This window comes from Pseudomonas marginalis, assembly GCF_900105325.1.
Taxonomy (GTDB): Bacteria; Pseudomonadota; Gammaproteobacteria; order Pseudomonadales; family Pseudomonadaceae; genus Aquipseudomonas; species Aquipseudomonas marginalis.
Genome location: NZ_FNSU01000001.1, coordinates 398,344 through 423,142, shown reverse-complemented (window position 1 = coordinate 423,142; position 24,799 = coordinate 398,344). Strand labels below are relative to the sequence as shown.

The following is a 24,799-nucleotide window of genomic DNA, read 5'->3' as shown; positions in this document are numbered from 1 at the left end:
GGGTAGAACTAAACTGCCAGCATCCACATCGCTGAAGTCTGCCCGATGAGCCAACGCCATGTCCGTATCCTGCCCGCACGCCCAGAACTGTTAATGGTTTTGGGCAGCGGTATCACTGTTGTCTTGATCGTGGTCATCGTCGCAGCGTTGCTGATCCGCGAACACGCCAGCACCCTGCAGGCCGCTACGCGCTCAACCACCAATATTGCGCAGTTGATCAATGCCGACGTGCTGCGCAACGTCGAACTCTACGACCTGGCCCTCAAGGGGTTGATTGCTGCCAGGCAACGCGATGACCTGTCCCAGGTTACGGCGAATATCCAGCACCTGGTGCAGTTTGAGTTGTCTACCGCTGCGCCGTTCAAAGGCGAAGTCCTGTTGCTGGACGCAGATGGCGCAGTGATCGCGGACTCTTCTACCCTGCAGCCCACCCCGCGCAACTTTGCCAGCCGCGATTACTTCCAGGTGCATGCCAAAGACGCCCAGGCCGGTTTGTTCATCAGCCGACCGTTCAAGATCCACTGCGATTGCGACCAGGTCTGGCGCATGGCGTTCAGTCGGCGCGTATCAGGCCCCAATGGTGAATTTGCCAGCGTTGCCGTCGCAACCATGCGCCTGGCGTACTTCGATCAGCTTTTCAGTACGCTCACCATCGGCAACGGCAGCAGCGTCAACCTGCTGAGCAACCGAGGCATTTTGCTCGCCCAGCAACCGCTGCTGGAGCGCGACATGATCGACAAGGACCTGAGCGAACGTCCTAACTTCAAGCGCATGCTGCGCGAAGGCAGTGGCAGCTTCCAGGCCATCTCTGCCATCAGCGGCAAGGAGCGCCTGTACACCTTCACCAATGTCGGAGACCTGCCGCTGATCGTGGTAGTAGCCCTGTCCAGTGAAGATGTATTCGCCCCCTGGAAGCGCGCCGCACTGCTGACCAGTGGCGCCACGGGCATCCTGTGTATCGGCTTGTTATGGCTGACCTGGATGCTGCGCCGGGAACTGCGCCGCCGTTATCGCGCAGAGCGCGTACTGTCAGAACTGGCAGCCACCGACGCCCTGACCGGCCTGGCCAACCGCCGCATCCTCGACGAACGCCTGCGCCTTGAATGGGACCGCGCGCAACGTTCGCTCGAACCACTGACCGTGCTGATGATCGACGTGGACCACTTCAAAGCCTTCAACGACCGCCACGGCCATCATGGTGGCGATGCAGCACTGCGTACGGTGGCCCAGGTGATCAACAGCAATATCCGCCGTCCTGCCGACCTCGCGGCGCGTTACGGCGGCGAGGAGTTCGCGGTTGTACTGCCCAATACGGACGCCAAGGGCGCGTGGGTCATCGCCGAGCATATCCGCAGCAGCATCGAACATTTGCCGCGGGTGGCGGGGGATGAGCAGCCGATCACGGCGAGCATCGGCATGAGCACCCGGGACAAGCGCAGCCGGATGTCCCTGGAGGCCTTGCTGCTCAGTGCGGACCGCGCGTTGTATGAGGCCAAGCACACGGGGCGCAATCGGATTGTGGATGCCAGTGAGGGGTGATGATCGCCCCCACGCTGCGCATGGGAACGAGGGAGGCGCGCCACAGGCACATAAAAAAAGGCCACCCGAAGGCAGCCTTTAAAAACTAAAGAAAGAGAGTTGTTACTTACACCGCCGCAACGGGACGCATGTAAGAGATCGGTGCGGTGCTGGCATCTTCGAAGGTCACGACTTCCCAAGCGTCTGTCTGCTCAATCAACTTGCGCAGCAGCTGGTTGTTAAGGGCGTGGCCCGACTTGAAGCCTTTGAACTCGCCTATCAGGCTATTGCCCAGCAGGTAGAGGTCACCGATTGCATCGAGGATCTTGTGCTTCACGAATTCGTCTTCATAGCGAAGGCCGTCTTCGTTCAGTACACCATCCGCGTCGACCACAATGGCGTTTTCAACGCTGCCGCCGAGTGCGAGGTTGTGCTTGCGCAGGTACTCGATGTCACTCATGAAACCAAAGGTACGGGCGCGGCTGACTTCTTTTACGAACGAAGTGCTGGAAAAATCCACGCTTGCACTCTGGGTGCGGTCACGGAATACCGGGTGATCGAAATCGATCTCAAAGCTCACTTTAAAGCCTTCGAACGGGACGAAGGTGGCGCGCTTGTCGCCGTCTTCTACTGTCACTTCCCGCAGAATGCGTATGAACTTCTTGGCTGCGTCCTGTTCTTCCAGGCCGGCAGATTGAATCAAGAATACGAAGGGTCCAGCGCTGCCATCCATGATCGGGACTTCGGACGCGGAGAGCTCGACGTAGGCGTTATCGATGCCCAAACCGGCCATGGCCGAGAGCAAGTGCTCCACCGTGTCCACTTTGACGTCACCGTTGACCAACGTGGTCGACATCGTGGTTTCGCCAACATTTTCCGCGCGAGCAGGAATCTGCACCACAGGGTCCAGGTCGGCACGCACAAACACGATGCCGGTGTCGACAGGTGCAGGCTTGAGGGTCAGGTATACCTTCTCCCCGGAGTGCAGACCTACACCTGTGGCACGAATAATATTCTTCAGGGTGCGTTGTTTAATCATGGCTTGGACCGCTTCAGCGCAAATTGCGAACTGGTATCAACAAAGGCTGGCGATAATAGCAGACCAGACCTTTGCTGAACACCAATCACCTTCATAGCCCTGATACATTCCATTAATCGGCCTGACGACGCAGGAATGCCGGGATGTCCAGGTAGTCCAGATCATCTTGCGGATTCGGGCTACGGGACGCCGCAGCACCGGCCTGAGCCTGGTTGCGCATCACGGTCGGACGATCCAGGTCACGGTAGTTCACCGACGGCAGTTCCTGGCGCGAAGGCGCTGGAGCGGCAGCCGCTTGGCTCGCGTGGCTGGCCTGGCTGTTATGCAGGGTGTTGTCGATGACCTTCACAGGCTTCTCGATTTTCGCGCCCAGGCCGGTGGCAACCACGGTCACGTGCAGCTCGTCGCGCATGTCCGGGTCGATAACGGTACCGACCTTGACCATGGCGTGCTCGGAAGCGAAGGCTTCGATGATGCTACCCACGTCGGAGTACTCACCCAGGGACAGGTCAGGACCGGCGGTGATATTCACCAGGATGCCGCGTGCGCCTTGCAGGTTCACGTCTTCCAGCAACGGGTTGCGGATGGCCGCTTCAGTGGCTTCGCGTGCACGGTTCGGACCGCTGGCGCAGCCAGTGCCCATCATCGCCATGCCCATTTCGCTCATGACAGTACGGACGTCGGCAAAGTCGACGTTGATCATGCCCGGGCGCTTGATGATGTCGGAGATACCGCGAACGGCACCGGCCAGTACATCGTCAGCCTTGGCGAACGCGGACAGCAGGCTCGCGTCCTTGCCCAGGATGGTCAGCAGCTTCTCGTTGGGAATGGTGATCAACGAGTCGACGCTTTCAGACAGCAGACGGATACCTTCGTCGGCGATCTGCATGCGCTTGCGGCCTTCGAACGGGAACGGACGGGTCACGACCGCAACCGTCAGAATCCCCATTTCCTTGGCCACTTCGGCAATGATCGGCGCTGCACCGGTACCGGTACCGCCACCCATGCCCGTGGTGATGAACACCATGTTGGTGCCCTGCAGCACTTCGGCAATACGCTCGCGGTCTTCCAGGGCGGCTTGACGGCCGACTTCCGGATTGGCGCCGGCGCCGAGGCCCTTGGTCACGGCTGTGCCCAATTGCAGGATGGTCCGCGCGCCGATGCTTTTCAGCGCCTGGGCGTCAGTGTTGGCGCAGATGAATTCAACGCCTTCAATGTTGCTCTTGACCATATGGTTGACAGCGTTGCCGCCGCCACCGCCGACACCGATCACTTTGATGACCGGGCTGGCGGGGATGTTGTCTACGAGTTCGAACATGTTCCCTCTCCTTTCGTTTTCTCTAGTTTTTTCGCCTACTACTTGAAACGGTGTTGCGGTAAATCTTTAGAAATTGCCTTTAACCCAAGCCTGCAACCGCTCGAACAACGGCGCCTTGGCCTCGTCGTCGCTGCGGTAGCTGTCACGGTTGCTTGGGCCCGACAGGGAAATGCCGTCGGTCTGCTTTTGCAGCCCGTACAACAGCAAGCCCACACCGGTGGAATAAATCGGGTTGCGCACCACGTCGCCCAGGCCTTTGACGCCATGGGGAACACCCAGGCGGACCGGCATGTGGAAGATTTCCTCGGCCAGTTCGACCGCGCCTTCCATCTTCGAGGTGCCACCGGTCAGCACGATGCCGGCCGGGATCAAATCTTCGTAGCCGCTGCGGCGCAGTTCAGCCTGGATCAGTGTGAACAGCTCGTCGTAGCGCGGCTCGACCACTTCAGCCAGGGCCTGGCGCGACAACTCACGCGGTGGACGGTCGCCCACGCTTGGCACCTTGATGGTTTCACCGGCACCGGCCAGCTTGGCCAGGGCGCAGGCGTAGCGGATCTTGATTTCTTCGGCGTACTGGGTCGGTGTACGCAGCGCCATGGCGATGTCGTTGGTCACCTGGTCGCCGGCAATCGGGATCACGGCGGTGTGACGAATAGCACCCTCGGTGAAGATCGCGATGTCGGTGGTGCCGCCGCCGATGTCCACCAGGCATACGCCAAGCTCTTTTTCGTCGTCGGTCAGTACCGAATACGCGGAGGCAAGCTGCTCGAGAATGATGTCGTCGATTTCCAGGCCGCAGCGGCGCACGCATTTTTCAATGTTCTGCGCGGCGTTGACGGCACAGGTCACCACGTGGACCTTGGCTTCCAGACGCACGCCCGACATGCCCAGGGGCTCGCGGACGCCTTCCTGGTTATCGATCACGTAGTCCTGCGGCAGGGTGTGCAGCACGCGCTGGTCAGCCGGGATCGCCACGGCCTGGGCGGCGTCGAGGACGCGCTCAAGGTCGGCCGCGCTGACTTCGCGGTCGCGAATCGCCACGATGCCGTGGGAGTTCAGGCTGCGGATATGGTTGCCCGCCACGCCGACGAACGCCGAGTGAATCCGGCAACCGGCCATCAGCTGCGCTTCTTCGATGGCGCGCTGGATCGATTGCACGGTGGACTCGATGTTGACCACCACGCCCTTCTTCAGGCCACGGGAAGGATGCGTGCCAATACCGACGATTTCGATCGTGCCGTCTTCCCCGACCTCGCCCACCAGCGCCACCACCTTGGAGGTGCCGATATCGAGACCGACGATCATTTTGCCGCTTTGCACGTTTGCCATGGGTCCTGCCTCTTCTTAATTCTTCGCGACAGCGGGTTGCGCTGCCGTGGGCGCAGCCGGTTCACGCCAGCCGACGGCAAGGCCGTTGGCGTAACGCAGGTCGACGCTCGCAATGTTCGTAATCTGTTCTTTCAAGGTCTTGTCATAGATGGCGATGAAGCGGCGCATCTTTTCCACCAAGCGATCGCGTCCCAGCAACAACTGGATGCCCGGGCCGGAACTGCCTGCCCCGGTCGTCAAAAACCAGCTGCCCCGTTCACGCAGTTCCAGGCGTGCAATGGAGAAGCCCATTGGCCGCAGCATCTGGCTCAAGGCCTGGTACTGCTGCATCACTTGCTGCTGCGCCCGCTGCGGCCCGAACAGCTGCGGCAGGTGCTCGTAATTGGCCAGCTCACGCGGGGTGAACGCCTGGCCCTGGTTGTTCAACAGCGCCTCATCGCCCCAACGGGCCACGGGCAGTTGTTCTTCCAGGCGGATCGTTACCTGGTCCGGCCATACGCGGCGGACTTCGGCGTGGGCGATCCACGGCATCTGTTCCAGCTCCCGGCGCATACCCGCCAGGTCAATGGTGAAGAAGCTCGCCGCCAGGAACGGGCCGATACGCTGCTGCACCGCTTGCTGGCTGATGTAGCTCAAATCGCCCTGTACGCTGATCTTGGTGATCGGCCGGTCGGCATAGGGCAATAGACGCTGCGCGCCCTCGTAAGTGCCGAAGCCCAGCACCACCAGCATCACCGGCCAGAACAGCGCCTTGAGGAAACCAAAGTTGGCTTTCGGCAGGCGCGCCGACATCGGCTCTTTAGCCACCATTCGACTGGCACCCCGTGGCACCGGCTTGCGGCTCGGTGCTTGTGGGGGCTGATGACGAAGCGATGCGCCTTTCATGTCCTTAGCCTCTTGGCTCGATGCTGGCGGCCAGAATCGCCAGCACCAATTGCTGGAAATCCAGGCCGGCTGCGCGAGCGGCCATCGGTACCAGGCTGTGGTCGGTCATGCCCGGCGCGGTGTTGACTTCCAGGAACCAGAAATTCCCTTGGTCATCCTGCATCACGTCTGCCCGTGCCCAACCGGCAATACCCAACGCCTCACAGGCTTTCGCCGTGAGGTCCATCAATTCCTGTTCTTTGGTTGCGTCAAGGCCGCACGGGATCCGGTACTGGGTATCGGAGGCCAGGTACTTGGCGTCGTAGTCGTAAAAGGTGTGGGGCGTGCCCAATGCGATGGGCGGCAATACCTGGCCACGCAGGGTGGCGATGGTGTACTCGGGACCCTGGATCCACTGTTCCACCAACACTTGCGAATCGTAGGTACTTGCCGCTTTCCATGCGTCGATCAATTCGGCGGCCGAGTTCACTTTAGCCATGCCGATACTGGAGCCTTCATGGGCAGGTTTGACGATCAAAGGCAGGCCCAGTTCCTTGGCTGCAGAAATACAATCGTCTTCGCTGCACAGAACGCTGTGACGCGGGGTGGGAATACCCAGGCTGTGCCACACCTGCTTGGTGCGCAACTTGTCCATGGCCAGTGCCGAAGCGAGGATGCCGCTGCCGGTGTAAGGGATACCGGCACACTCCAACAGGCCCTGCATGCTGCCGTCTTCACCGCCACGGCCGTGCAGGATGATGAAGGCACGGTCGATCTTCTCGGCCTGCAGGCGGGCGAGGAAGTCATCGCCCACGTCGATCCCGAACGCATTCACGCCGGCACTTTGCAGCGCTTCGAGCACGGCGTTGCCGGACTTGAGCGACACTTCGCGCTCGGCGCTCTTGCCGCCGAACAGCACGGCCACGCGGCCGAAGTCGGCTGGCGTGATGGTGGAGAACAGGGAGCCGTAGTCAGCGGTCATTTCGACGCCCCCTTCTTGGCGGCCGCAAACAGCGGGCTCGCCAGCAACTTAGGCGCAAGGCCGCCGATATCACCGGCGCCCTGGCACAGCAGGATATCGCCGGCACGCAGCAGCGGCTTGACGATCGGTGCCAGGTCCACACCGCGCTCGATGTAGATAGGGTCCAACTGGCCGCGCTGGCGGATGCTGTTGCACAGCTTGCGGCTGTCGGCGCCCGGGATCGGTTCTTCACCGGCCGGGTAGACCTCCATCAACAGCAGCACGTTGGCATCGGCCAGCACATTGACGAAATCGTCGTACAAATCGCGGGTGCGGCTGTAGCGGTGCGGCTGGTAGACCATCACCAGGCGACGCTCCGGCCAGCCACCGCGCACGGCCTTGATCACCGCGGCAACTTCGGTCGGGTGGTGACCATAGTCATCCACCAGCATCACGTCACCGCCTTCCACCGACAGTTGGCCGTAGACCTGGAAGCGTCGGCCGACACCGGCAAAGCGCGACAGGCCCTCGACGATGGCTTCATCGCTGACGCCCTCGTCGGAGGCGATACAGATGGTCGCCAGGGAATTCAATACGTTGTGGTTGCCCGGCATGTTCACCGACACATCCAGCGGCTCGCGGTCGGGACGCAGCACGGTGAAGTAGGTCTGCATGCCTTCCTGGCGCACATTGATCGCGCGCACGTCGGCGTCTTCGCTGAAGCCGTAGGTCACGGTCGGACGCTTGACCTGGGGCAGGATTTCACGCACCACCGGGTCGTCCAGGCAGAGCACGGCCAGACCGTAGAACGGCAGGTTGTGCAGGAACTCGACGAAGGTTTTCTTCAACTTGTTGAAGTCACCGTCGTAGGTGGCCATGTGATCTTCGTCGATGTTGGTGACCACAGCGACCAGTGGTTGCAGGTGCAGGAAGCTGGCGTCGCTTTCATCGGCTTCGGCGATCAGGTAGCGGCTGGTACCAAGCTGGGCATTGGTACCGGCTGCATTCAGGCGGCCACCGATGACGAAGGTCGGGTCCAGGCCACCGGCGGCGAACACCGAGGCGATCAGGCTGGTGGTGGTGGTCTTGCCATGGGTACCGGCGACGGCGATGCCGTGGCGATAGCGCATCAGCTCGGCGAGCATCTCGGCGCGTGGCACCACGGGAATGCGGCGCTCAAGAGCAGTGGCCACTTCCGGGTTGGAGGTGTTCACGGCGCTGGACACCACCAGCACGTCAGCCTCGGCAGCGTTCTCGGCGCGGTGACCGATAAAGATCTGCGCGCCAAACGACTTCAGGCGCTCGGTGACCGGCGACTCTTTCAAATCCGAGCCGGACACCTGGTAGCCCAGGTTCAGCAACACTTCGGCGATGCCGCACATGCCCACGCCGCCGATACCGACGAAGTGGATGCGACGGATGCGGCGCATTTCCGGTTGTGGCATGGCTTTCTGATTCTCAACCATGGGCCACCTCCAGGCAGATATCGACCACGGTGCGGGTTGCGTCAGGTTTGGCCAGGCGGCTTGCGGTGCTCGCCATGTTGTTGAGTCGTTCCGGTTGCATCAAAACCTCGGTCAGGCGTGCGGCCAAATCGGCGGCGCCAGTCGTTCTTTGCGGCAGCAGGAAGGCAGCGCCCTCCCCGGCCAAATATTCGGCGTTGCGGGTCTGGTGATCGTCGATGGCGTGGGGCAAGGGCACCAGCAAGGACGGCAGACCGGCAGCAGCCAGTTCACTGACGGTCAACGCACCCGCGCGACAGACCACCAGGTCGGCCCAGCCATAGGCATGGGCCATGTCTTTGATAAAGGGCTGCACATTGGCCGCCACACCGGCGTCGCGATAACGCGTGGCGGTGACTTCATCGTGGTTCTTGCCGGCCTGGTGGAAGATCTCCGGGCGCAATTCCACAGGGAGTTGCGCCACGGCTTCCGGCAGCAATTTATTCAGCGGCTCGGCCCCCAGGCTTCCGCCCAGGATCAGCAGGTGCGCCTTGCGCCCTGCGAGTGCTTCGCGGGCGATATCCATAAACAGCTCGGTGCGCACCGGGTTGCCGGTGGTACGGCGCTTATCCGACACACTGAAGGTGTTGGGGAACGCCTCGCACACCCGTGCAGCCAACGGCACCAGCAAACGGTTGGCGGTACCGGCCACGGCGTTCTGCTCGTGCACGATCACCGGCACGCCGGCAAGCCTGGCGGCGACGCCACCGGGGCCGGTCACATAACCACCGAAGCCGAGCACACACACCGGCTGCAATTCACGGATGACCTTGCGCGCCTGCCACACCGCCTTGAGCAACACGAACGGTGCCTTGAGCAGGGACAACTTGCCCTTGCCGCGCAGGCCCGTGACGTTGATCAGGTGCAACGGCAAGCCCGCATTCGGCACCAACTCGTTTTCGATGCCGCGCGGTGTACCCAGCCAGTGCACGGTGTAGCCACGGTTCTGGAATTCCCGGGCGCACGCCAGGGCCGGGAACACATGGCCCCCGGTGCCGCCGGCCATGATCAGCACGTTAGCGCCCATGGGTCGGCTCCTCGGCGAAGTCGCTTTCGCTGAACTCCATCTCTTCGCTGCCCAGGTGGGTTCGACTCTCCCACTCGATACGCAGCAACAAGCCAAGACAGGCGCAGCAGATCACCAACGAACTGCCGCCGTAACTGAGGAACGGCAAGGTCAGGCCCTTGGTCGGCAGCAGGCCGACGTTCACCCCGATGTTGATCAGGAACTGGCCGATCCACAGGAACGACAAGCCGTAGGCCACATAGGCGGCGAAATACTGTTTGGCCTTCTCGGCCCACAGGCCGATGTACATGCCGCGTACACACACGAACACGAACAGGGCGACGGTGCACAGCGAGCCGACCACGCCGAGTTCTTCGGCGAGTACGGAGAACACGAAGTCGGTGTGCGCTTCCGGCAGGTAGAACTGCTTCTGCACGCTGTTGCCCAGGCCCACGCCCAACCATTCGCCGCGACCGAAGGCGATCAAGGCCTGGGTCAATTGGTAGCCGGAACCGAACTGGTCGGACCAGGGGTCGGTAAAGGTGATCAGACGCGCCATCCGGTACGGTTGCGCCTGTACCAGGATGGTCACCGCAGCCACTGCCAGCACCACCATCAAGCTGAAGCGGAACAAGCCCACGCCGCCGAGGAACAGCATCGCCGCCGCCGCGCCCATCATCACCACGGTGGCGCCGAAGTCAGGCTCCATCAGCAACAGGCCGGCCATGGGCAGCAGCACGATGAATGGCTTGAAGAAGCCCATCCAGCTTTCGCGCACTTCCTTCTGGCGACGCACCAGGTAACCGGCCAGGTAGATCACCACGAACACCTTGGCGATTTCCGACGGCTGCACGTTGAACGCACCGAAGCCAATCCAGCGCATCGAGCCGTTCACCTCGCGGCCAATGCCGGGCAGGATCACCATGATCAGCAAGCCGAACGCGCCGATCAGCATCAGCCAGCCCAGGCGCTGCCAGGTAGCGATGGGAATCATCATGGTGACGATGCACGCGCCCAGGCCGATGATCAGGTAGACCAGGTGACGGATCATCATGTACAGGGTATTGCCCGATTGCACGGCGGCCACTTCGGAAGAAGCCGAGGTGATCATCACCAGGCCCAGGCCCAGCAGCGCGAGGCAACCGGCGAGCATCGGGAAATCAAGGTCGATGCCGCGCCCGGTAATGATCGGCGACGGGTACGGCTTGATGATGTTTCTGAAGTCAATGCTCATGCCAAGCCCTCCACGGTGCGGGCGAACAACTGGCCGCGCTCCTCGTAGTTCTTGAACATGTCGAAACTGGCGCACGCCGGCGACAGCAGCACCGCATCGCCTGGCTGGGCCAGGGCTTTGCATTGGGTAATGGCGTCGTCCAGGGAGGTGGCGCGCACCTGTGGCACGGCATCGCCCAGCGCGGCAGCGATCAAATCGGCGTCGCGGCCCATCAACACCACGGCGCGGCAATGGGCAGCCACCGGTGCCTTGAGGTCCTTGAAATCGGCACCCTTGCCGTCGCCACCGGCGATCAGCACCAGTTTGCCTTCGATATCGGCGCCCAGGCCTTCGATGGCGGCCAATGCGGCCCCCACGTTGGTGGCCTTGGAGTCGTTGTAATAGCTGACGCCGTCCAGGTCGCGAACCCACTGACAGCGATGCTCAAGGCCGCCGAAGGTGCGCAGGCTCGACAGCATGGCGTCGAACGGCAAGCCCACGGCGTGCCCCAACGCCAATGCGGCCAAGGCGTTGGATTGGTTATGGGCGCCACGGATTTTCAGCTCGCGCACCGGCATCAGGTTCTGGAATTCGAAGGCCAGGTACTTCTCGCCGTTCTCTTCACGAATGCCGAAGGCCTTGAAGTCGGGTTTGCCCAGGCCGAAGGTCCAGCACGGCATGCCCTCGCCCATCAGCGGACGGCTCAGCGCATCCTGGCGATTGACCACAAATTGCTTGGCGCCGCGGAAGATCCGGTGCTTGGCCAGGTGGTACGCCGGCAGGCCGCTGTAACGGTCCATGTGGTCTTCGCTGACGTTCAACACGGTGGCCACTTCAGCACCCAGGTCGTGGGTGGTTTCCAGCTGGAAGCTCGACAGTTCCATCACGTACAGCTCGACGTCGTCGCTGAGCAGGTCCAGCGCCGGCGTGCCGAGGTTACCGCCCACGGCCACGCGCTTGCCGGCCGCCATCGCCATCTCGCCGACCAGGGTGGTCACGGTGCTTTTCGCGTTGGAACCGCTGATGGCCACGATCGGCGCCTTCGCATTGCGTGCAAACAGGTCGATGTCGCCGGACAGCTTCACGCCACGGGCCGCTGCGGCTTGCAGGGCCGGTGTCGCCAGGGCCAGGCCGGGGCTCACGTAGAGCTCATCGGCGCGGCACAGAAACTCAACATCCAGCTCGCCACAACGCACTTCCACGTGCGGGTAGTCACGGCGCAGCGTGACCAGCTCCGGTGGATTTTCCCGCGTATCGGCCACGGCAAACGACGTGCCCCGGTTCGCCAGGAAGCGAACCAGGGACATGCCGCTCTTGCCGAGGCCGACAACGATGCGGAAGTGGTCTGAAGCGATCAGGGACACTCGTTTCTACCTCAGTTTCAGGGTGGCAAGGCCGACCAGGACCAGAATCACGGTGATGATCCAGAAACGGACAATCACACGCGGCTCAGGCCAGCCCTTGAGTTCAAAGTGGTGGTGAATCGGCGCCATGCGGAACACGCGGCGCCCGGTCAACTTGAAGGACGCCACCTGGATGACCACCGACAGGGTTTCCATCACGAACACGCCGCCCATGATGAACAACACGATTTCCTGGCGAACGATCACCGCGATGGTGCCCAGGGCCGCGCCCAGCGCCAGTGCGCCGACGTCGCCCATGAAGACTTGTGCGGGGTAGGTGTTGAACCACAGGAACCCCAGGCCGGCACCGATCAAGGCGCCGCAGAACACGATCAGCTCACCCGCGCCCGGTACGTAGGGGATCAGCAGGTATTCAGCGAATTTCACGTTACCCGACAGGTAGCAGAAGATACCCAGCGCGCCGCCTACCATCACCGTCGGCATGATCGCCAGGCCGTCGAGGCCGTCGGTCAGGTTCACCGCGTTGCTGGAGCCGACGATCACGAAGTAGGTCAGCACCACGAAGCCGATGCCCAACGGGATGCTGGCGTCCTTGAGCATCGGGATGATCAAGGTGGTTTCCACTGCGCTTGGCGCCGTGGTGTAGAGGAAGATCGCGGCGGCAAGGCCGAACACCGACTGCCAGAAATACTTCCAGCGGCTTGGCAGCCCCTTGGAGTTTTTCTCGATCACCTTGCGGTAGTCATCGACCCAGCCGATGGCGCCGAACAGCAAGGTCACCAGCAGCACCACCCATACGTAGCGGTTGTGCAGGTCGGCCCACAGCAAGGTGCTGATACCGATGGACGACAGGATCAGCGCACCGCCCATGGTCGGGGTGCCGGACTTGGACAGGTGCGACTGCGGGCCGTCATTACGAACCGATTGACCAATTTGCAGGTTCTGCAGGGTGCGGATCATCCACGGCCCTAAAAACAGCGACAAAGACAGCGCGGTCAGCACACCCAGAATCCCGCGCAGGGTCAGGTACTGAAAGACCGCGAAGCCTTTGTGGAACTGTTGCAGATACTCAGCCAGCAGCAGCAGCATTAATGTTTCTCCGTACTTGAGCCACACAAGGCCGCGACGACGTTTTCCATCACCGCGCTGCGCGATCCCTTGATCAAAATGGTTGTGTGTTTGTCTTGTTCTGCCACGCCCAGTGCCTGGATCAACTCGGCCTGGGTGGCGAAATGGCGCGCACCGGGGCCGAAGGCAGCCACGGCATGGGCCATGTTCGGGCCGACCGCATAGAGCGCGTCGGCCTTGCCGATGGCGTAGGCGCCGACTTCACGATGGGACTGTTCGGCCCAGTCGCCCAGTTCGGCGATATCGCCCAGCACCAGCACCTTGCGACCGTCAAAGCCTTTGAGCAGATCAATGGCAGCGCACACCGAGGACTGGTTGGCATTGTAGGTGTCATCAATCACGCGCATGCCGTTTGTCGCCAACTGCGCCACGGTACGGCCCTTGACCGGCTGCACCGCGCCCAGGCCCGTGGCGATACCGAACAGCGACACGCCCAAGGCGCCAGCCGCAGCCGCAGCAGCCAGGGCATTGGCGACGTTATGGTTGCCGAGCAAATTCAGTTGCACGTGCTCGCTACCTTGCGGGGTATGCAACGTGAAGGACGGGCAGCCACGGGCATCGACGGTGATGTCGGAGGCATGGAAATCAGCTGCGGCGTTAAGCACGGCAAACGTCAGGACCTTGCGACCGGCGGCGCGTAGACGCCAGGTCTCGAAGGCCTTGTCGTCCAGGTTCAAGACTGCGGTGCCCGATGCATCAAGGCCCTCAAGGATTTCACCCTTGGCCTCGACGATTTTTTCCGGGCCACCGAACTCGCCGACGTGGGCCGTACCGGCGTTATTGATAATGGCGACGTGGGGCTTGGTCAGCGCCACGGTGTAGGCGATTTCGCCGATGCGCGATGCACCCAGTTCGATCACCGCCGCGGTGTGTTCCGGGGCGAGTTCGAGCAGGGTCAGCGGAGCGCCGAAATCATTGTTCAGGTTGCCACGGGTGGCCAGCACGGGGCCGCGCGTACGCAGGATACCGGCGAGCAGTTCCTTGACCGTGGTCTTGCCGCTGGAGCCGGTGATGGCGGCAACGGGCTTATCGAAAGCGGCACGGTTCAGCGCCCCCAATTGGCCGAGGGCCAGGCGGGTGTCGGCGACCAGCAGTTGCGGCAAGGTGGAATCAGCCACTTCGCGCTGCACCAAGGCACCTGCGGCGCCTTTGGCGGCGACTTCGTTCAGGTAGTCGTGACCGTCGAAACGCGGACCGGCCAGGGCGACAAACAGTTGCCCCGGCTGGATCGCACGGCTGTCGATGCTCACACCCCTGAAGCTGCAATCGCTCGACAGTACGCGTGCCGACAAGGCCTGGGTCAGTTCGCTGAACGTCATCGCCTTAAGCATGGGCGACCTCCCAGGCGGTCAAGGCATGATCGGCCTCGACCAGATCGGAGAAGGCATGACGCTCGCCGTTGATTTCCTGGTAATCCTCGTGCCCCTTACCAGCCAGCACAACCACGTCGTCAGCGCTGGCGCTGGCGATCAACTGGGCGATTGCCGCGCCGCGACCGGCGACGAAGGTGGCCTTGGATGCGTCTTTGAAGCCGGTGCGAATGTCATCGAAAATCCGGCTCGGGTCTTCGCTGCGCGGGTTGTCGTCGGTGACGAGCACACCATCGGCCAGGCGTTCGACGATCTCGGCCATCAACGGCCGCTTGCCGCGATCACGATCACCGCCACAGCCGAACAGGCAGAGCAACTTGCCCTTGGCGTGAGGGCGCAAGGCTTCGAGGACTTTTTCAAGCGCATCCGGGGTATGGGCGTAGTCAACCACCACCAGCGGCTGCGTACCGCCACCCAGGCGCTGCATGCGACCGGCCGGGCCCTCGAGCTTCGGCAGCACCTTGAGAATCTCGTCCAGTGCGTAATCCAGGCCGAGCAGCGCGCCGATGGCGGCAAGTACATTACTCAGGTTGAAACGCCCGAGCAGGGTGCTGCGCAAGTGGTGCTCGCCCTGAGGCGTGACCAGCGTGGCGCGCACGCCTTCGTCATTGAATTGGGCTTCGCGGCAATACAGGTACGCGCCGGCGTCTTCCAGGCTGTAGGTGATCAGGCGCGCTTCGCTGTCTTGGGCCGCCAGTTGGCGACCAAAAGCGTCGTCCAGGTTGATCACCCGGCACTTGAGGTCATTCCAGGCAAACAGCTTGGCCTTGGCGGCGGCGTACGCCTCCATGGTGCCGTGATAATCCAGGTGATCGCGGGACAGGTTGGTCATCACTGCCACATCAAAGGCCAGGGCGGTAACGCGGCCCTGGTCCAGACCGTGGGACGACACTTCCATGGCAATCGCCTTGGCACCGGCCTTTTTCAGGTCGGCCAGGGTCGCTTGCACGGCGATGGGGTTCGGCGTGGTGTGCAGGCCGCTTTGCAGCGCGCCATAAAAACCGGTACCCAGGGTGCCGACAATGCCGCAGTGCTGGCCCAGCAGGTCAAGGGCCTGGGCGACCAATTGGGTCACGCTGGTCTTGCCGTTGGTACCCGTGACGCCCACCAGATTGAGGTGGCGGCTCGGATCGCCGTAAAAACGCCCGGCAATATCGGACAGTTGCTTGGCCAGTCCCTTGACCGGGATCAGCGGCACGTCGGTGATCGGCAGCACCGTGGCGCCTTCGACTTCATAGGCCACGGCAGCCGCGCCGCGCTGCAGCGCGTCGGCGATGTGCGCACGGCCATCGTACTTGCCGCCCGGCACCGCCAGGAACAGGTCGCCAGCGCGCACGTTACGGCTGTCCAGGGTCAACTCGCGAATCAGCAGATCGCGGCCGGCGTGGGCAAAAATCTTGTTCAGGCTAAGAGACATCAGCCGCGCCCTCCATTGGCTTTTACTGCAGCGGCCGGTGGTCCGGCATTCGCTTGTTGGGTCGGCGGCAGGTTATCCGGGGTGATGTTCATCAGGCGCAGGGTGCCGGACATTACTTTGCTGAACACCGGTGCCGATACCAGGCCACCGAAGTAACCGGCCTTGCTCGGCTCATCGATCACAACGACGATGGCGTAGCGCGGATCGCTCATCGGGCCGAAGCCGGCGAACAGCGAGCGGTAGGAGTTTTCGGCGTAGCCCTTGGTGCCCACCGACGTCTTACGCGCGGTACCGGACTTGCCCGCCACGTGATACGCCGGCACCTGGGCACGGAATACGCCGCGCGGTGCTTCGATCACTTGTTGCAGCATGCCCTGCATGGTCTTGGCGACGTTTTCCGGGATCACCTGGGTGGCTTTCGGCGCTTCATCGACGTGGATCAGGCTCAACGGCACCATGCGTCCGTTATTGGCCAGCACGGAGAAGGCATGGGCCAGCTGGATGGCGGTCACCGACAGGCCGTAGCCGTAGGAAAGCGTGGCGGTCTCGGCTTTTTTCCAGTCGCGGTAGTTGGGCAGGTTGCCGACGCGCTCACCCGGGAAATCCAGGCCGGTGGGTTGCCCCAGGCCGATCTTCTGCGCCAGGTGGTAGATGGTTTCACCACCGATATCGAAGGCGACCTTACTCATGCCCACGTTACTGGAGTTGATCAGGATACCTGTCAAATCCAGCACCGGGCCTTCAGTACGGGACACGTCACGAATGGTGTATTTGCCCAGTTGCAACGTACCCGGATACACCTCGACCTTGTCGCTGGGTTTCCAGCGTCCGGTTTCCAGGGCGGCACTCATGGAGATGGCTTTCATGGTCGAGCCCGGCTCGAACACGTCGATCATCGCGCGGTTACGCATCATCGCCGGTTGCAGGTTGCGTCGGTTGTTCGGGTTGTAGGTCGGTTGGTTGACCATGGCGAGGATCTCGCCGGTCTTCACGTCCATGATCACCAGGCTGCCGGCCTTGGCACCGTTCTCGATGATCGCGTTACGCAGCTCACGGTTGGCCAAATATTGCAGGCGCAGGTCAATCGACAACGCCAAGGGCTTTCCGGCCTTGGCGTTTTTAGTGACTTGGACATCCTTGATCAACCTGCCGCGCCGATCCTTGATGACCTGTCGTTTTCCCGGTACCCCGGCCAGCCATTCATCGTAGGCGAGTTCCACACCTTCACGACCATGATCATCAATGTCGGTAAAGCCGACCATATGGGCAGTGGTTTCACCGGCAGGGTAGAAACGACGGAACTCCTCGATGCCGTAGACACCAGGGACTTTAAGGTCGAGCACCTGCTGGCCTTGTTCGGGGGTAAGGCCGCGAACGAGGTAGATAAATTCTTTATTTGCCTGGGCCTCGAGGCGCTCAGCCAAGGCTTTCGGATCCTGGCCCAGGGCGGCAGCCAGTTGCGGCCACTTGTCCTTGGCAACCTGCAATTCCTTGGCGTTGGCCCACAGGGTGGTCACCGGCGTACTCACCGCCAACGGCTCGCCGTTACGGTCAGTGATCAGGCCACGGTGCGCAGGGATCTGGATATGACGCAGGCTACGGGCATCGCCCTGGCCGATCAGGAAGTCACGGTCGACCACTTGCAGGTCGATGATCCGCCAGGCAATCGCACCCACCATCAATGCCAGCAAGCCGAGCATCAGGCGGAAGCGCCATGGGTAGAGTGCGCCTTCAAGCTTCATCATGGCGCCACCATGCGCACTTCGGCCGCGCCCGGGATGTGCATTTTCAGCTGTTCGGTGGCCAGCACTTCGATACGGCTATGGGCCGTCCAGGTGCTTTGCTCGAGGATCAACCGCCCCCACTCCGCCTGCGCCTTGTCACGCACGCTCAATTCCCCATAGAGGGTATTGAGCAGTTGGCGGTTGTAATGGGCGCTGTAGGACACCGCAATTGCGGACACCAGCACGCCGACAAACAGCAGCAACATAAAGAAGCTGCCGCCCGGGAGGGGCTTGGCGAAAAGCTTGCTCACCGCAGCTTCTCCGCGACGCGCATGACGGCGCTACGGGAACGTGGGTTGGCCTTGAGTTCGGCTTCGGAAGCGAACTGCGCTTTGCCATGGATTTTGATTTTCGGCACAAAGGCTTCGAAACGTACCGGCAGGTTGCGCGGCAGGTTGTCGGACTCGCCCTTGACCAGGCGGCGCATGAACAGCTTGACGATGCGGTCTTCCAGGGAGTGGAAACTGATCACCACCAGGCGACCGCCTACTTCCAGCGCCTCGAGGGCAGCCTCGAGGCCAGCCTCCAGGTCGCCCAATTCGTTGTTGACGTGAATACGCAGGCCCTGGAACGCGCGGGTCGCCGGGTTCTTGCCCTTTTCCCACGCGGGGTTGGCGACTTTCAGCACTTCGGCCAGGTCGGCGGTGCGCTCGAACGGCTGGATTTCGCGACGCTCCACCACGGCACGGGCCATGCGGCCGGCGAAGCGCTCTTCACCGTATTCCTTGAACACACGGGCGATTTCTTCCACCGGCGCAGTGGCAATGAACTGCGCGGCACTGACACCACGGGTAGGGTCCATGCGCATGTCGAGGGGGCCGTCGTTCATGAAGCTGAAGCCGCGCTCCGGGTCATCGAGCTGCGGCGAAGACACGCCCAGGTCGAGCAAAACCCCGGCCACCTTGCCCGCCATGCCGCGCTCGGCGACTTCGGCACCGAGCTCGGCAAAGCTGCGCTGCACAACGACAAAGCGGCCGTCTTCGGCCGCTAGCGCTTGCCCGGTGGCAATCGCTTGGGGGTCTTTGTCGAACCCGAGGAGCTTGCCGTCGGGCCCGAGCTGGCTGAGGATCAACCGGCTATGCCCGCCCCTGCCAAAGGTACCGTCCAGATAGCAGCCATCCGCGCGTACGGCGAGAGCCTCAACGGCTTCGTCAAGCAGTACGGTGATGTGGTTAAAGCCGCTATCAATAGTCACAGGATCAAATCACGCAGTTCATCAGGCATGGCGCCCGGTTGTTGAATAGCAGCCAGGTCAGCTGCAGAAACAGCATCCCAGGCATCTTCGTCCCACAATTGGAACTTGTTCAGTTGGCCGACCAGCATTGCGCGCTTATCCAGCTTGGCGTACTCGCGCAAACGCGGGGGCACCAGGAAACGACCACTGCCATCGAGCTCGAGGTCGACGGCATTACCAATCAGCAAACGCTGCAGACGGCGGTTTTCTTCACGCAATGAAGGCAAGGCACGCAACTTGGTCTCAATCAACTCCCACTCATCGAGGGGGTAAACACATAAACAAGGGTCAACGGCATCGATTGTGATGATCAACTGTCCGGAACTTCGCGAAATCAGCTCGTCACGATACCGGCTCGGCATGGCGAGACGGCCTTTTGCATCGAGACTGATAGCGTTAGCTCCGCGAAACACAGATGCGTTTCTCCAAATTTTAGCGTTTTACGTTCAAAAAACCCACTTTGTGCCACTTTCCGCCACTTGCGCACACTATAGGAATGCGCCCACCACACCGTCAAGGCGCGGATTCAAGGAAAAGCCTTACAGATCGGAGATTTAGGAGCGTAAAAGGAGGAGAAATCAGAGTTCGGCGGTGTTTTTGGCTCGACAAGCACAAATAGCTCAAAGAGCTACAGATCAAAGTTAAAGTGATTTATTAAGAGTAAGATTTTTTTGGTATTACGAAGATGCATCTGCCAATGATTTGGCAGGGAGGGATTCTTGCGTTACTACCGGTTTTCTGCCCGAGATTCGGACAGAAGGAAAAAGGTGGAGAGTCGATCTGTAAGCCGGGTTCTGTCTTGAACAGTCATTCGTCTACGATGGCCATCACTGGACATCTTTAGCAACCTACCCGGTCCCAGCGCGGGCCACGCCTTGGGACCCTATTTGGTCTTGCTCCAAGTGGGGTTTACCTAGCCACGAACTGTTGCCAGTCGTGCGGTGCGCTCTTACCGCACCTTTTCACCCTTACCGGCACCGAAGTACTTAGGCGGTTATTTTCTGTGGCACTTTCCGTAGGCTCACGCCTCCCAGGCATTACCTGGCACTTCGCCCTATGGAGCCCGGACTTTCCTCCCCCCCCTAATTTTCATAGAGGGCAGCGACTGTCCAATCGACTCTCCGCCGCGCAGGTTAACGGCACGACGGCCTCAGGACAAGTATTAAAAGTGCAGCATTGCCATCACGTTCGGACGGAATACCGGTTTACCCCCGGAACTATTCGGCTTTCTGTTTATCCAGCGCGACTTGATACAACACATTCTTGCGTACCCCGGTGATTTCCGCCGCCAACGCCGCAGCGCGCTTGAGGGGCATCTCCTTGAGCAGCAGGTCGAGGATACGCATGGCCTCGCTGCCGACGGCCTCTTCATTTTCCGGCGCGGTCCAGCCCGCCACCAACACCACACACTCGCCGCGCTGCTGATTACTGTCGCCCTCGACGAACGCGCGCAGCGCTTCCAGCGGCAGGCCCTTGAGGGTTTCGAAGGTTTTGGTCAGCTCACGGGCCAGCAGGGCCAGGCGCTCGCCGCCGAACACCAGCTCCATATCCTGCAGGCATTCAAGAATACGATGAGGCGCTTCGTAGAAGATCAGCGTGCGCGGCTCCTCTTTCAATGCCTGTAGACGCGCACGACGCCCCACGGCCTTGGCCGGCAGGAAACCTTCGAAAATAAAACGGTCCGACGGCAGGCCTGCCGCCGACAATGCAGCGATCAGCGCGCACGCTCCAGGAACAGGCACTACATTGATACCTGCGGCACGCGCCTGGCGGACCAGATGGTACCCAGGGTCGGAGATCAGCGGCGTACCCGCGTCCGAGATCAGCGCCACATCGTCGCCCGCCAACAACCGCACGATAAAGCGACTGCCTTCTTCGCGCTCGTTATGCTCGTGACAAGCCGCCAATGGCGTGCTGATACCAAAATGCTGCATCAAACGCTGGGAGTGTCGAGTGTCTTCCGCCGCAATCAATTTAACCTCGCGCAACACTTTCAGCGCCCGGGCACTGATGTCGTCCAGATTGCCAATGGGCGTCGCCACGACAAAAAGCGAGCCTGCCGTGGAATTCAAAGGACCTGGAGCAGTCAAAGCGCACACCTCGATGGTTGGCAAAAGCCATATTGTAGCGCGTAGGCGCCTTGAAAATATGCCATCACGGCCGATGGCTTTTCAGCCGTGCATGGCTGATCGCACCACTTGCACGATCTAAATCGACGGTTTCACGCCAGTAACATCGCGCCTGGGCCAGTGCTTGGGTACAATTCCACGCTAATTTGATCGGTATCAGGAACACTTACATGATCGCTTGCCTGCGGCTGCTCTCCGCCCTCTGCCTCGCTGCCTTACTGGCCGCTTGCGCCAGCTCGCCCTCGTCCAGCCTTGGCGACCTTCCACGGACCCCGGACGCCAGTATCGAGCAACTGCTCGAACAGGCCACCACCGCCAAGACGCCAGAAAAGGCCGCGTTGCTGCGCCTGAGTGCGGCAGACATGGCCTACCGCCAGAACAACCCTGGCCGCTCGTCGCAGATTCTTGCGCAAGTGTCCCTGGATGTCCTCAAGCCAGCCGCGCAAGTCTTTGCCAGCACCCTGGCTGCCGAATTGGCCATGACGCGCAACCAGCCCAAGGCCGCGTTGACCGCCTTGAACCATCCGAGCCTGCAAAGCCTGAAGGAGCTGCCGACCGAACAGCAGATTCGCACTGGCACCGTGCACGCCCGCGCTTATGAAGCCGATGGCCAGACCCTGGCCGCTGCCCGCGAGCGCGTCGCCATGGCGCCACTGCTCAGCGGCGATGCCGCCAAAAGCAATCACGAAGCCATCTGGACCTTGATTGCCGCACTGCCTGCGGAACAACTGCAAGCCAGCGGCAACCCGACCCTGGACGGCTGGATTACCCTGGCCCAAGCGGTCAAGGGCGCCGGTACGCTTGAGCAACAGCAGGCCGCCATAGACACCTGGCGCGCACAGAACCCGGGCCACCCGGCCGCCGTGCAACTGCCAACCCCGCTGACCAAGCTCAAGGAGCTGGCCAGCCAGCCCTTGAACAAGATCGCCCTGCTGCTGCCCCAGGAAGGCCCGCTGGCCTCCGTCGGCAAGGCCCTGCGCGAAGGTTTCATGGCGGCGCACTACCAGGCTGAACAAGCCGGGCAGAAGCCACCGGTCATCGAGTTCTATGACAGCTCGCGCCTGGCCTCCATCGACGACTTCTATGCCAAGGCCCAGGCTGCCGGCGTGCAATTGGTAGTTGGTCCGCTGGAGAAGCCATTGGTCAAGCAGCTCAGCACGCGCCCTCAGCTACCGATCACCACCCTCGCGCTGAACTACAGCGAGACCGACCAGAGCCCGCCGCAACTGTTCCAGTTCGGCCTCGCCGCTGAAGACGAAGCCCGCGAAGTGTCGCGCCGCGCGCGTGCCGACGGCCTGCATCGCGCCGCTGCCATGGTGCCGCGTGGCGAATGGGGCGAGCGTGTCTACAGGGCCTTCCGCCAGGATTGGGAAGCCAACGGTGGCATGGTTGTCGGTGTCGAGTATGTCGACCAGCCGGTCGCCCTTGCCCAGCAAATCGCCGACCTGTTCCAACTGCGTAAAAGCGAAGGCCGCGCCAAGAGCCTGCAAAGCACAGTGGGCACAGACGTAGCGGCACAGCCGTCACGTCGCCAGGACATCGAGTTCATCTTCCTGGCCGTTACCCCGCAATTGGCCCAGCAGATCAAGCCGACCCTGAACTTCCAGTACGCCGGTGATGTGCCGGTGTACGCCACGTCCCACGTATTCAGCGCCAGCGGTGACAAGAACCAATACCTGGACATGACCAACGTGATGTTCTGCGAAACCCCTTGGCTGCTCAACACCACCGACCCGCTGCGTAACCAGGTTGCCGCACAATGGCCGCAAGCCAATGGCAGCCTTGGCCGCCTGTATGCGATGGGCGTCGACGCCTACCGCCTGGCCCCGCGCCTGGGCCAGTTGAAGGCACTGCCGGATACACGCATTGACGGCCTCTCGGGCAACCTGGGCATCAGCACCAACCAGCGCGTCGATCGCCAGATGCCATGGGCGAAGTTCGTTGGTGGCGAGATCCAGCGCCTGCCGGACACCCCGCGCTGATGCCGGAGCGGTCTACTGCACAAAGCGGCAAGGATGCCGAACTTCAAGCATTGAAACACTTGCAACAACAGGGTCTGCGCCTGCTGGCGCAGAACTGGTTGTGTAAACGCGGCGAGCTTGATCTGGTCATGCTTGACGGCGATACAGTAGTATTCGTCGAAGTCCGCTACAGAAAACACGCACAATGGGGTGGCGCGCTCGCCAGTATCGACGGGCGCAAGCGTCAGAAGCTGATACTCGCTGCGCAGTTTTTCCTGCAAAAAGAGCATCGCTGGGCCGACGCCCCCTGCCGTTTCGATGTGGTTGCCATGGAAAGCACACCGTCTGGTCAAGTTGATCTGAACTGGCTGCAAAATGCCTTCGACAGCTGATTCGCCGGACACCTTCATCACACACTTTTGCTCTTTGCTTTGCGGGCTGCACATTCCTGTGCCAAACAGCCGCGCTACTTAAGGTCACACAGATGGACATGCAATCCCGAATTCGCCAGCTTTTCCAGGCCAGCATCGACACCAAGCAACAGGCGATGGACGTACTTGCACCGCACATCGAGCAAGCCAGTCAGGTCATGGTCAATGCCTTGCTCAACGAGGGCAAAATGCTTTCGTGCGGCAACGGCGGTTCGGCCGGCGATGCCCAGCATTTTTCGTCCGAGCTGCTCAACCGCTTCGAGCGTGAGCGCCCGAGTCTGCCGGCTATCGCCTTGACCACCGATTCGTCAACGATCACCTCGATCGCCAACGACTACAGCTACAACGAAATTTTCTCCAAGCAGATCCGCGCACTGGGCCAACCAGGCGATGTGCTGCTGGCGATTTCCACCAGCGGCAACTCGGCGAATATTATTCAAGCGATCCAGGCCGCACATGATCGCGAAATGATTGTCGTAGCATTGACCGGACGCGACGGCGGCGGCATGGCCTCGCTACTGCTGCCCGAAGATGTGGAGATTCGCGTCCCGGCCAATGTCACCGCACGTATTCAGGAAGTCCACCTGCTGGCGATCCACTGCCTGTGCGATCTGATCGACAGCCAACTGTTTGGGAGTGAAGAATGACCGTTAACCGCCTCGGCCTTTTGGCCATTACGTTGTGCCTCGGCATCAGCGGCTGCAGCACGGCAATCACTGCGACACGTGACACCCCTATTCAGGATGACAAGGGCACCCGCACCTTCGGCAGCAAGATTGACGACTCGCTGATCGAAACCAAGGTCGAAGTCAACATTGCCAAAGCCGCCACGGACCTGGGCAACGGTGCTTCACGCATCGTCGTGACCAGCTTCAACGGCGTGGTACTGCTCGCAGGCCAAACGCCACGCGCCGACCTCAAGGCCCAGGCCGAACAGGCAGCCTCGGCCGTACAGCGGGTCAAGAAGGTCCACAACGAATTGCAGGTCATGGACCCGATCACCCTGCTGGCCATCAGCAACGATGCCCTGCTGACGACCAAGATCAAGGCACAGATGCTGACCGACAACGCGATTCCCGGCTCGCGGATCAAAGTGGTCACCGATAACGGCATCGTCTACCTGATGGGCCTGCTGACGCAGGCGGAAGCCACGCGCGCAGCCAACCTGGTGCAGGGCGTATCCGGCGTGCAGAAGATCGTCAAGGTGTTCGAGTACATCGATTGATGTAAG

At 61.5% G+C, this 24,799-nt stretch carries 22 protein-coding genes and 1 other RNA gene; 5 read left to right on the top strand and 18 right to left on the bottom strand.

Annotation, left to right across the window (positions count from 1 at the left end):
- Window positions 1-45 precede the first annotated feature (45 nt).
- Complete coding sequence (locus BLW22_RS02115) at window positions 46-1,539, top strand: sensor domain-containing diguanylate cyclase (RefSeq protein ID WP_074843930.1); 1,494 nt, start codon at window positions 46-48, stop codon at window positions 1,537-1,539.
- Window positions 1,540-1,645: 106 nt separating this feature from the next.
- Here BLW22_RS02115 and lpxC read toward each other — a convergent pair whose 3' ends face one another.
- From lpxC to rsmI, 18 genes are all read right to left on the bottom strand, one after another.
- Window positions 1,646-2,557, bottom strand: coding sequence for a UDP-3-O-acyl-N-acetylglucosamine deacetylase (gene lpxC / locus BLW22_RS02110; RefSeq protein WP_003171886.1), 912 nt, complete (start codon window positions 2,555-2,557; stop codon window positions 1,646-1,648).
- Between the two features lie 112 nt (window positions 2,558-2,669).
- Window positions 2,670-3,875 (bottom strand): cell division protein FtsZ, encoded by a 1,206-nt coding sequence (ftsZ, locus tag BLW22_RS02105; RefSeq protein WP_017526184.1) that lies wholly within the window; start codon window positions 3,873-3,875, stop codon window positions 2,670-2,672.
- Window positions 3,876-3,941: 66 nt separating this feature from the next.
- Window positions 3,942-5,204 carry a cell division protein FtsA gene (gene ftsA / locus BLW22_RS02100; protein ID WP_027604757.1) on the bottom strand — a complete coding sequence of 421 codons (1,263 nt, stop codon included), beginning with the start codon at window positions 5,202-5,204 and terminating at the stop codon, window positions 3,942-3,944.
- Window positions 5,205-5,219: 15 nt separating this feature from the next.
- Window positions 5,220-6,089, bottom strand: coding sequence for a cell division protein FtsQ/DivIB (locus tag BLW22_RS02095; protein WP_027604758.1), 870 nt, complete (start codon window positions 6,087-6,089; stop codon window positions 5,220-5,222).
- 4 nt (window positions 6,090-6,093) lie between these two features.
- On the bottom strand, window positions 6,094-7,050 hold the full coding sequence (locus tag BLW22_RS02090) for a D-alanine--D-alanine ligase (protein WP_065949001.1): 957 nt from the start codon (window positions 7,048-7,050) through the stop codon (window positions 6,094-6,096).
- Window positions 7,047-8,495: a UDP-N-acetylmuramate--L-alanine ligase gene (gene murC / locus BLW22_RS02085; protein WP_074843928.1), complete on the bottom strand. Its 1,449-nt coding sequence runs from the start codon at window positions 8,493-8,495 to the stop codon at window positions 7,047-7,049. Before murC ends, BLW22_RS02090 begins: the two co-directional genes overlap by 4 nt.
- Complete coding sequence (gene murG / locus BLW22_RS02080; protein ID WP_065949002.1) at window positions 8,488-9,558, bottom strand: undecaprenyldiphospho-muramoylpentapeptide beta-N-acetylglucosaminyltransferase; 1,071 nt, start codon at window positions 9,556-9,558, stop codon at window positions 8,488-8,490. Before murG ends, murC begins: the two co-directional genes overlap by 8 nt.
- Window positions 9,548-10,771, bottom strand: coding sequence for a putative lipid II flippase FtsW (gene ftsW / locus BLW22_RS02075; protein ID WP_065924256.1), 1,224 nt, complete (start codon window positions 10,769-10,771; stop codon window positions 9,548-9,550). Before ftsW ends, murG begins: the two co-directional genes overlap by 11 nt.
- The gene (gene murD, locus BLW22_RS02070) at window positions 10,768-12,114 is read right to left on the bottom strand and encodes a UDP-N-acetylmuramoyl-L-alanine--D-glutamate ligase (RefSeq protein ID WP_065924257.1); all 1,347 of its coding nucleotides are present in this window, start codon (window positions 12,112-12,114) and stop codon (window positions 10,768-10,770) included. The genes ftsW and murD overlap by 4 nt, the downstream gene beginning before the upstream one ends.
- 6 nt (window positions 12,115-12,120) lie before the next feature.
- On the bottom strand, window positions 12,121-13,203 hold the full coding sequence (gene mraY / locus BLW22_RS02065; protein WP_003171875.1) for a phospho-N-acetylmuramoyl-pentapeptide-transferase: 1,083 nt from the start codon (window positions 13,201-13,203) through the stop codon (window positions 12,121-12,123).
- Window positions 13,203-14,573, bottom strand: coding sequence for a UDP-N-acetylmuramoyl-tripeptide--D-alanyl-D-alanine ligase (locus tag BLW22_RS02060; RefSeq protein WP_065924258.1), 1,371 nt, complete (start codon window positions 14,571-14,573; stop codon window positions 13,203-13,205). The genes mraY and BLW22_RS02060 overlap by 1 nt, the downstream gene beginning before the upstream one ends.
- Window positions 14,566-16,029 (bottom strand): UDP-N-acetylmuramoyl-L-alanyl-D-glutamate--2,6-diaminopimelate ligase, encoded by a 1,464-nt coding sequence (locus BLW22_RS02055; protein WP_065924259.1) that lies wholly within the window; start codon window positions 16,027-16,029, stop codon window positions 14,566-14,568. Before BLW22_RS02055 ends, BLW22_RS02060 begins: the two co-directional genes overlap by 8 nt.
- Window positions 16,029-17,771, bottom strand: a complete 1,743-nt coding sequence (locus BLW22_RS02050; RefSeq protein WP_162844256.1) for a peptidoglycan D,D-transpeptidase FtsI family protein — start codon at window positions 17,769-17,771, stop codon at window positions 16,029-16,031. Before BLW22_RS02050 ends, BLW22_RS02055 begins: the two co-directional genes overlap by 1 nt.
- Window positions 17,771-18,064, bottom strand: coding sequence for a cell division protein FtsL (gene ftsL, locus BLW22_RS02045; RefSeq protein WP_003216203.1), 294 nt, complete (start codon window positions 18,062-18,064; stop codon window positions 17,771-17,773). Before ftsL ends, BLW22_RS02050 begins: the two co-directional genes overlap by 1 nt.
- Window positions 18,061-19,008: a 16S rRNA (cytosine(1402)-N(4))-methyltransferase RsmH gene (rsmH, locus tag BLW22_RS02040; protein ID WP_010213048.1), complete on the bottom strand. Its 948-nt coding sequence runs from the start codon at window positions 19,006-19,008 to the stop codon at window positions 18,061-18,063. The genes ftsL and rsmH overlap by 4 nt, the downstream gene beginning before the upstream one ends.
- Window positions 19,005-19,460: a division/cell wall cluster transcriptional repressor MraZ gene (gene mraZ, locus BLW22_RS02035; RefSeq protein ID WP_003171868.1), complete on the bottom strand. Its 456-nt coding sequence runs from the start codon at window positions 19,458-19,460 to the stop codon at window positions 19,005-19,007. The genes rsmH and mraZ overlap by 4 nt, the downstream gene beginning before the upstream one ends.
- Window positions 19,461-19,814: 354 nt before the next feature.
- Window positions 19,815-20,168, bottom strand: an RNA gene (gene rnpB, locus BLW22_RS02030) — RNase P RNA component class A.
- A gap of 96 nt (window positions 20,169-20,264) precedes the next feature.
- Window positions 20,265-21,137 (bottom strand): 16S rRNA (cytidine(1402)-2'-O)-methyltransferase, encoded by an 873-nt coding sequence (rsmI, locus tag BLW22_RS02025; RefSeq protein WP_027604767.1) that lies wholly within the window; start codon window positions 21,135-21,137, stop codon window positions 20,265-20,267.
- A gap of 209 nt (window positions 21,138-21,346) precedes the next feature.
- Here rsmI and BLW22_RS02020 point away from each other — a divergent pair, with 209 nt between their 5' ends.
- From BLW22_RS02020 to BLW22_RS02005, 4 genes are all read left to right on the top strand, one after another.
- Window positions 21,347-23,158, top strand: coding sequence for a penicillin-binding protein activator (locus BLW22_RS02020; protein WP_074843926.1), 1,812 nt, complete (start codon window positions 21,347-21,349; stop codon window positions 23,156-23,158).
- Window positions 23,158-23,529, top strand: coding sequence for a YraN family protein (locus tag BLW22_RS02015; protein WP_074843924.1), 372 nt, complete (start codon window positions 23,158-23,160; stop codon window positions 23,527-23,529). The genes BLW22_RS02020 and BLW22_RS02015 overlap by 1 nt, the downstream gene beginning before the upstream one ends.
- A gap of 92 nt (window positions 23,530-23,621) precedes the next feature.
- Complete coding sequence (locus BLW22_RS02010; protein WP_007904374.1) at window positions 23,622-24,215, top strand: phosphoheptose isomerase; 594 nt, start codon at window positions 23,622-23,624, stop codon at window positions 24,213-24,215.
- A complete protein-coding gene (locus BLW22_RS02005; RefSeq protein ID WP_027604770.1) occupies window positions 24,212-24,793 on the top strand; it encodes a BON domain-containing protein in 582 nt (193 codons plus the stop codon). The genes BLW22_RS02010 and BLW22_RS02005 overlap by 4 nt, the downstream gene beginning before the upstream one ends.
- Window positions 24,794-24,799 lie beyond the last annotated feature (6 nt).